Source organism: Phenylobacterium sp. (assembly GCF_036263695.1).
GTDB lineage: Bacteria > Pseudomonadota > Alphaproteobacteria > Caulobacterales > Caulobacteraceae > Phenylobacterium.
Map to the genome: position 1 here is coordinate 1 of NZ_DATAGM010000481.1, position 7,747 is coordinate 7,747.

General features: G+C 73.0%; 5 protein-coding genes and 1 pseudogene. 4 read left to right on the forward strand and 2 right to left on the reverse strand.

The window, feature by feature from the left end:
• The 4 genes and pseudogenes from VHK87_RS19230 to VHK87_RS19245 all read left to right on the forward strand — a co-directional run.
• A pseudogene (locus tag VHK87_RS19230) lies at positions 1-437 on the forward strand (hypothetical protein); the annotation flags it as partial.
• Positions 438-441: 4 nt separating this feature from the next.
• Positions 442-3,381, forward strand: a complete 2,940-nt coding sequence (locus VHK87_RS19235; protein WP_329636509.1) for a hypothetical protein — start codon at positions 442-444, stop codon at positions 3,379-3,381.
• A 147-nt stretch (positions 3,382-3,528) separates the two neighbouring features.
• Entirely contained in the window at positions 3,529-3,897 is a 369-nt protein-coding gene (locus VHK87_RS19240) for a hypothetical protein (protein WP_329636510.1), read from the forward strand.
• Between the two features lie 64 nt (positions 3,898-3,961).
• Positions 3,962-4,525 (forward strand): hypothetical protein, encoded by a 564-nt coding sequence (locus VHK87_RS19245; RefSeq protein ID WP_329636511.1) that lies wholly within the window; start codon positions 3,962-3,964, stop codon positions 4,523-4,525.
• Positions 4,526-4,529: 4 nt separating this feature from the next.
• Here the strand turns inward: VHK87_RS19245 and recQ are convergent, their stop codons facing one another.
• Positions 4,530-6,371 (reverse strand): DNA helicase RecQ, encoded by a 1,842-nt coding sequence (gene recQ, locus VHK87_RS19250; protein WP_329636512.1) that lies wholly within the window; start codon positions 6,369-6,371, stop codon positions 4,530-4,532.
• 157 nt (positions 6,372-6,528) lie between these two features.
• A partial coding sequence (locus VHK87_RS19255; RefSeq protein ID WP_329636513.1) for an amidohydrolase family protein occupies positions 6,529-7,747 on the reverse strand: 1,219 nt, incomplete at its 5' end.

The window sequence follows — 7,747 nt, forward strand, 5'->3', positions numbered from 1 at the left end:
CTGCCGACGAGGGGTTCACCGCCGAGCAGGCCGCCCAGCCGCGGCCCGGGCAGATGGCCATCCGCATCCGCACCGTCTTCGGCGCCAGCATCCCGGTGATCGTCCGCCAGGGCGAGCGCGCCGCGGCGGCGGAGATCCGCAACGTGCGCCTGGTCCCGCAGCCGGGGGGCGGATCGGTTGTCGCCCTGGAGCTGGCCCGCCGCGGCGAGAGCTCGCTCTACGGCGACCTGGTGGTGCGCGTCGTGGGCGCCCCGGCCTCGGACCCGCCGCTGGCCACGGCGCGGGGCGTCGGCGTCTACGCCGAGATCGACCATCGGACCTTCGAGCTGCCGCTGAGGCGCCGTCTCGGCAAGGGCGAGCAGCTGGAGATTCTGTTCAAGGACGAGGAAGCCCATTCCGGCCAGGTGCTCGCCTCCCTCGCGTACACGGTCACCTGACGTCTTGCGCCGCTGGGGGCCGACGCTGCTCGCCTGCCTGGGGCTGCTCGCCGCGGTCCCAGCGGCCGCGCGCGCCCAGCCTGCCGACGCCCCCGTCGCCACCCGCCAGGGCCTAGGTCCAGCCGGCGCGCCCGAGCAGGCCCAGCTCTTCAATCCGGACGACCTGCTGCTGTTCGAGGTCACCGCGGACGGGCGGCCGTTGGCCGAGGCCCTGCCGGCCTATTCGGTGCTGTCCGGCGTCTACCTGCCTCTCGGCGAACTGACGCGGCTGCTGGAGCTGGCCATCGTCGTCGACCCGAACCAGGGCCGCGCCGAAGGTTGGGTGCTCAGTGAAGGCCGCACCCTCCGCCTCGACCCCGCATCCCGCACCGCCGAGGTCGACGGCCGTCAGGTCACCTTCTCGCCCGAGGACGCCGCCCTGGCGCAGGGCGAGCTCTTCGTGCGGGCCGAGCTGCTCGAAAAGCTGCTGCCGCTGCGTCTGAAGGCGGACGTCCGCAGCCTGGTGCTCGAGGTCGTGCCCACCGAGCCGCTGCCGTTCCGGGCCCGGCTTGAGCGGGAGAGCCGCCGCCAGCGGCTGGGCCTGGGCCGCCCGGCCGCGGAGGACCAGACCTTCATCCACACGCCGTACGCCCTGTTCAGCCCGCCGGCTGTCGATCTGGTCGTCTCCGGCCAGCACGACAGCGAGGGCTTCCGGCCCAGGTACGACATCCGCGCGGCCGGCGACCTGGCCTTCGCCGGCCTGCAGGCCTTCCTCGCCGGCGAAGACAGCGGGCCCACCGAGGCGCGGATCCTGCTCGAGCGGAAGGACCCGGACCGGCGCACGGCCCTCATCCCCGGCCTGTCCCGCATCTCGCTGGGCGACACCTATACGCCCAGCCTGCCGCTGGGAGTGCGGTCGGTGGGCGGCCGGGGCCTCGCCTTCACCACGGAGGATTTCCAGGAGATCGGCGCCTTCGACCAAATCGACCTGCGCGGCGAGCTGGAGACCGGCTGGGAGGTCGAGCTCTACATCGACGAGGTGCTGCGCGCCTCACAGAAGGAGGCCGATACCGGCCAGTATGAATTCACTGACGTGCCGCTGGTCGTCGGGCTGAATGTCATCCGGCTGGTGTTCTACGGCCCGCAGGGGGAGCGGCGTGAGGAAGTCCGTCGCCTGCAGGTCGGCGGCGGCGGCGTGCGCCAGGGCGAACTGCTCGCCAAGTTCGGCATCGTCGAGGAGGGCGTTCCGGTCATTGACTTCAGCGAGGCCGCCGTCGCCGACGAGGACGAAGACCTCCACTTGGCCAAGCTCCGTCCGCCGGAGCTGCCGTACGGCCGACGCGGGCTGCGGGCCGCGGGGCAGATCGCCTACGGTCTTTCGCCCGGCGCCGCGGTGAGCGCCGGCTACGCCCACTTCCGCGATCTCGAGGACCAGCCGGTGAGCCAGGTCGTGCTCGGCGCCAGCACCTCCGTCAAAGGCTTCGCCACCCAGCTCAACCTCGCCGGAGACGACGGCGGAGGCACGGGCGCCAGCCTCGGTTTCGCCGGGCGCATCGGGCATGTGGCCTTGGTCGCCCGCCACGCCGAGTTCTCCGGCGGGTTCCTGGACGAGGCCAGCAGCCGCGCCGCGGTCCTGGAGCCGCCGCTCCGCTCCACGTCGTTGACCCTAGACTCGGTCATCAACCTCGGCCGCCGCAGCCTTCCGACCGGGGTGCGGATCACCCGCGACGAGTTCACAGAAGGCGCCGTCCACCTGCTCGCCACCGGCCGCGCCTCCGCCTCGCTGCGCGGGTTCCTAGTGTCCGGAACGGTACGGTATGAAAACCAGGAGGACGCGCTCCGCAGCGAGAGCCGGCTGGGGGCGGTCGTGACCGCCTCCGGCCTAATCAACGACCGCTGGCGGGTGCGCGCCACCGCCGCCTGGGACCGCGACGCCTACGCCGCCGTCACCCTCGACCGCCAGTGGGGCGCCGGCCACGCCCTGCGCCTAGGGTTGGCCCAGCGCTGGGGCGACTATCCGAGCACGACCGTCCAGGCCTCGCACGTTTGGCGGCTGCGCCACGTCGACGTGTCCCTGTTCGGCGGCTACGCGACGGCCGCCGGCGAGGCGCGGATCGGCCTGCAGATCTCCACCGGCCTGGCGTTCGACGGCCGCGCCTATCGCATGGTCGGGCCCGGCGCGGCGGCCGGCGGGGGGATGTCGGTGCACGCCTTCGTGGACAGCGACGGCGACGGCCGCTGGCGCCCTGGCGAGCCGGCCGCCGCCGGCCTTCGCATTCAGGGCGCGCGGCGGGCGACGACCACCGACGAGTCGGGCCGGGCGCTGATCACCGGCCTCGGCGACGGCGCCCGCGCCTCCGTCCGCTTCGATACCTCGACGGTGGAGGATCCCTACCTTGCCACGCCGCCGCCCCGGCTGGTGATCGTGCCGCGTCCCGGCCGGGTTGCGGTCGCCGCCTTCCCGCTGCAGCAGACCGGCGAGGTGGAGATCGCCGTCGGCCTGGCGCGCGACGGCGAGCCGGCGAGGCCGCTATCGGCGGTACGTCTCCAGCTGCTTGACGCCTCGGGCAAGGTGGCGGCCGAGGGGCGGACGGAGTTCGACGGCGCGCTGGTGCTGAGCGGCCTTCGGCCTGGGGCCTACGTCGTCCGGATCCATCCCGAGCAGGCGGCCGCCTTGGGCCTGGTCCTCGACCAGCGGGTGAGCGTCACCGTCCCGGCCGGCGGCGGCTACGTCGGCCAGATCGCCGCGCAGGTGCGGCTGGGCCCGCCCGGCGGACTGGCCGCCGCGGCGCCCACGCCCGTCGCCGCCCAGGAGCTGGGGACGCATCGGGCGGGGGGCGCCGCCGAGCGCCCGCGCTCGCCGCTCCAGCGGATTCGCAGCCTCGGCCGAGGCTTCGCCCGCCTGCTGGCGCCGCTGAACCCGTTCCGCCAGGTGCAGACCGCCGCTCTTTCCCCCGCCCCGTGAGACGACTTGCCGCACCGTGGCTTGCGCGCGAGTTAAGGCTGCCGGGTCCAGGCTGGCGCTGCCCGAAGAGGGCGGTGTGCGGTTTGCAGTACGGCGGCCATGGCGGCGAGAAGGCGGCGAGGGGCGACCAAAACGGGACAGGCGATCTTGCTCGCCGCCCTCGCCCTCGCGTGCTCCGACGCCGCGGCGCAGACCCGCGCAGGGGCGAGCGCCGAGGCCGCCATCACCCTGGTCGAACCCGCCGGCCTGCGTACCGCCGCCGCCTTCGCCGTCTCCCGGCGCGGCTCCAGCGGTCAGGTGCAGGGGGTGATCGCCGTCTCCGAGCCGCCGGGCGCCGCCTACCAGCTGGTCACCCCGGAGCGGATCGCCGCCGGCGCCTTGGTGCTCGAAACCTCCGACCTGCTCCGCAGCGGCGAGGGCGAGGCCCGCGTGCCGATCGGCGCGAGCTTCCATCTCCCCGCCGCGCCGGCCGGCGAACACCTCGGCCTGCTGCCGGTGCTGGCCGTCTTCGACTAGCTACTCACCAGTCGTAAATCTTTGATTCGCCATAATCGGCCCCGCGATCGAGGGGCATCGGACCATGCAGCGAGGGTGGCGTCTGGCCGCGGCGACGCTGTTGCTCTGCCCGCATGTGGCGGAGGCCGGCCGGCTGTCCGATGACGCGGCGGTGACGGTCATCGCCTCCGCCAGCGCGGACCTCGGCCTGTTCCTCAAGGGCTCGGCCCCGACCACCTTCCACATCGACCCGAACGGCGGGGTGACGCCTCGGGGCGGAGACTTCGTGCGGCTGCGCGGCGGCGACGTCTCCCCGCAGGAGGTGGTCATCCGCTGCGAGCCGCGGCGCGCGGACGCCTGCCGCGACTTCCGCGAGGTGATCGTCACCGTCACCGGCGTCGGCTACACCAAATGGCCGGGCCGGGCGGGCAACTTCAGCCTCGATCCGGGATCGCTGCAGGGGGCCGAACTGGTCAGCGCCAGCGTCGGCCCGCAGACCTCGATCTTCGTGCTGGCCTGCGCCGGCCAGGACTGCGGCCCCAGCCGCACCATCCGCTTCAACCTGGCCTTCGACGTGCGCATCGATCCGGGCGCGGCCTCGGATGCGGAGGGCGCGTTCCGCTACAACGTCAGCGCGCTCTGGCAGTAGCGCCTCAGGCCTCGAACGCCCGGACGACCTCCAGCACCGCCTCCCCGTAGTGGGCGAGCTTGGTCTCCCCGACGCCGGGCAGCTGGGCCAGAGCGGCCAAGGTGGCCGGCCGGGCGCGGGCGATCTCGGCCAGGGTGCGGTTGGCGAAGATGATGTAGGGCGGCACGCTCTGGCGCCGGGCCTCGGTGCGCCGCCAGTTGGACAGCGCCTCCATCAGCGGCTCGTCGTGGGTCGACAGCTCCGGCCCGGCCTCGCCGGTGCGGGTGCGCTTGCGGGGCCGGCCCGAGCGGGTGGTGGCGTCGAACCCCTCCAGCGCCTTGCGCAGCGCCACCCGCCGCTCCCCGCGATAAACGGCTCGAACGCCGTCGGCGTCGCCCAGGCCGATCAGCGGGCGCCCATCGTTCGGATCCTCCCGCAGCAGGCCCTCGAACAGCAGCTGGTCGACCAGGTCGCGCCAGCCGGCCGGCGAGAACTCGCGGCCGATGCCGAAGGTGGTCAGCCCCGCCTCGAAGCTCGACGGCTCCTTGGTCTTGCCCAGCAGATGGTCCACCAGGCGGCCGCGCCCAAACCGGCCGCCCATCCGGTGCACCGCCGACAGGGCCTTCTGGGCCGCCTCGGTGGCGTCGATGGACTCCGGCGGGGCTAGGCACAGGTCGCACTGCCCGCAGGGGCGGACCTTCTCCTCCCCGAAGTAGCGCCGCACGCCCGCCGACCGGCAGCCCATCCCGTCCAGCATGGCGTAGAGCTGGCGCACCTTGCGCACCTGCACCTGCTTGACTGCATCATCGACCTCGCGGCCCTGGATGCGCTTCATGGCCCAGGCCATGTCGGCGGCGGAGTAGAGGGTGATGCCCTCGGCCGGATCCCCGTCGCGGCCGGCCCGGCCCACCTCCTGCCAGTAGGCCTCGATGGAGGCCGGCGGGTCGGCGTGGATCACGTAGCGGACGTCCGGCTTGTCGACCCCCATGCCGAAGGCGATGGTCGCCACCATCACCGCCTCGTCGGCGCCGAGGAAATCCTCCAGCCGCTTCTCGCGCAGGTTTTTATCCAGGCCCGCATGATAGGCCAGCGCGGGCACGCCGGCCGCGGCCAGGTCCTGGGCGATGCGCTCGGTGCCGTCGCGGGACCCGGCGTAGACAATACCGGACCGGCCACGTCGGGCCGCCACCAGCTCGGCCACGCGCTTGCCCGCCGCGCCCCGCTTGCGCTCGGCGAACAGCGACAGCTCGGGCCGGGCGAAGCTGGCGACGAACTCCTTGGCGCCGGCCAGCCGCAGCTCATTGCGGATGTCCTCGCGGGTCCGCGAGTCCGCCGTCGCGGTCACCGCCAGCCGGGGCGTGTCGGGGAACAGCTCGGCGACGCGGCCCAGCATCCGGTACTCGGGCCGGAAGTCGTGGCCCCACTGGCTGACGCAGTGGGCCTCGTCGATGGCCACGAGCGCCAGCGGCGTACGCTGCAGACGGTCCAGCATGGAGGGCTGCATCAGCCCTTCGGGTGAGACGTAGAGCAGGTCGAGCTCTCCGGCCTCGATCCGCCGCCAGGTCTCGCTGCGGGTGTTGAGGTCGACGTTGGAGTCGAGCTTGGCGGCCGCGACGCCCGACTGCACCAGGCCCGCCACCTGGTCGCTCATCAGCGCAATCAGCGGCGAGACCACCAGGCCCAGGCCCGGCCGGATCATGCTAGGGATCTGGTAGCAGAGGCTCTTGCCGCCGCCGGTGGGCAGCACGGCCATCGCGCTGCGTCCGGCGAGCACCTCGGTGATCACTTCGGCCTGGAGGCCCCGGAACTCGGCGTGGCCGAAGGTGCGGCGCAGGACCTCCCGCGCCTCGTCGAGCGCAGGCGTCATGGCCGCGGGTTATGGCGCGAGTTGGGGGGAGGGGGAAGCGGACACGCTGTCCTGTGACACACCTTATCCGCTCACCCCGGTGAAAGCCGTGGCCAGGCTGAATCGGCGCAGGCGCAGCGGCCGCTTGGCCGACTTCCGTCGACATGAGCGGTGATGACTACTCCGCCGCCATCGCCGCGGGCGCGCCTTGCCCCCCGCGCAGCAGCCGGCCCGGCAGGGCGCCGGTGGGCTCGCCGTCGCGGTAGGTGACCTGGCCGGCGAGGATGGTCGCCGCATAGCCCTCCGCCCGCTGGATCAGCCGCCGCCCGCCCGACGGCAGGTCGTAGGCCACCTCAGGCGCCTTCAGCTTCAGGCGGCCGTAGTCGATCAGGTTGATGTCGGCGCGATATCCAGGGGCGATCAGGCCGCGATCGTAGAGGCCGACCGTCTCGGCGGTGTCCCGGCACTGGGCCTTGACCATCTTCTCCAGCGAAAGCTTCGGCCCGCGGGTGCGGTCGCGCGTCCAGTGGACGATGTTGGTGGTCGGGAAGCTGCCGTCGCAGATCATCCCCACATGCGCCCCGCCGTCCGACAACCCCGGCACCACGTCCGGGTGGTTCAGCATCTCGTAGGCGGGATCGAGCGAGTAGTCGGCGTAATTGAGCAGCGGCAGGTAGAGCATCCCCCGCCCCCCGTTGGTCAGCATGTGGTCGAGGGCGATCTCGTACGGGTCGCGGCCCTCCCGCGCCGCGATGGCGGCGATGCTGGTCTCAGGGCGGGGCTCGTAGTCCGGCTCCTCGCCCATCAGCTGGATCTTGTCCCAGGAGCGGGCGGGGGAGAGGCCCGGCGTCTTGGGCGAGTCTCTCTCCTCGGCCAGCAGACGCGCGCGGAAGGCCGGCTCGCGCAGCCGGGCCACGCGCTCGGCCAGCGGCAGGCGAGCGATCTCGCGATAGCTCGGATGGCGGCTGAACGGGTTCACCGTCAGCTCCAGGCCGAACAGCACGCCCACCGGCCGGGTGGCGACCTGGGCCCGCATCTGCAGCCCCTTCTCGTTGGCCGCCCGCATCCGTTCCAGCAGGTAGCGGTAGACCCGCGGCTCGCGCGGGCTCTGGACCAGCGAGATCGACAGCGGCCGCCCAGATTTCTCGACGATGCGCTGAAGCATGTCGAACTCGGCCTCGGCGTCGACGAAGTCGGAGACGAACTGCAGCACGCCCTTTCCGGCGGCGGCCAAGCCGAGCGCAATGCCGGTCAGCTCGTCCTCGCCGGCGGTGAGCGTCGGCGTCGGCTGGCCGTCGGAGGTGCGGTGGTTGAGGGTCCGCGAGGTGGAGAAGCCGATGGCGCCGGCCTCCGCCGCCCGCTTGGCGATCGCCGCCATGGCGTGGATGTCCGTTTCG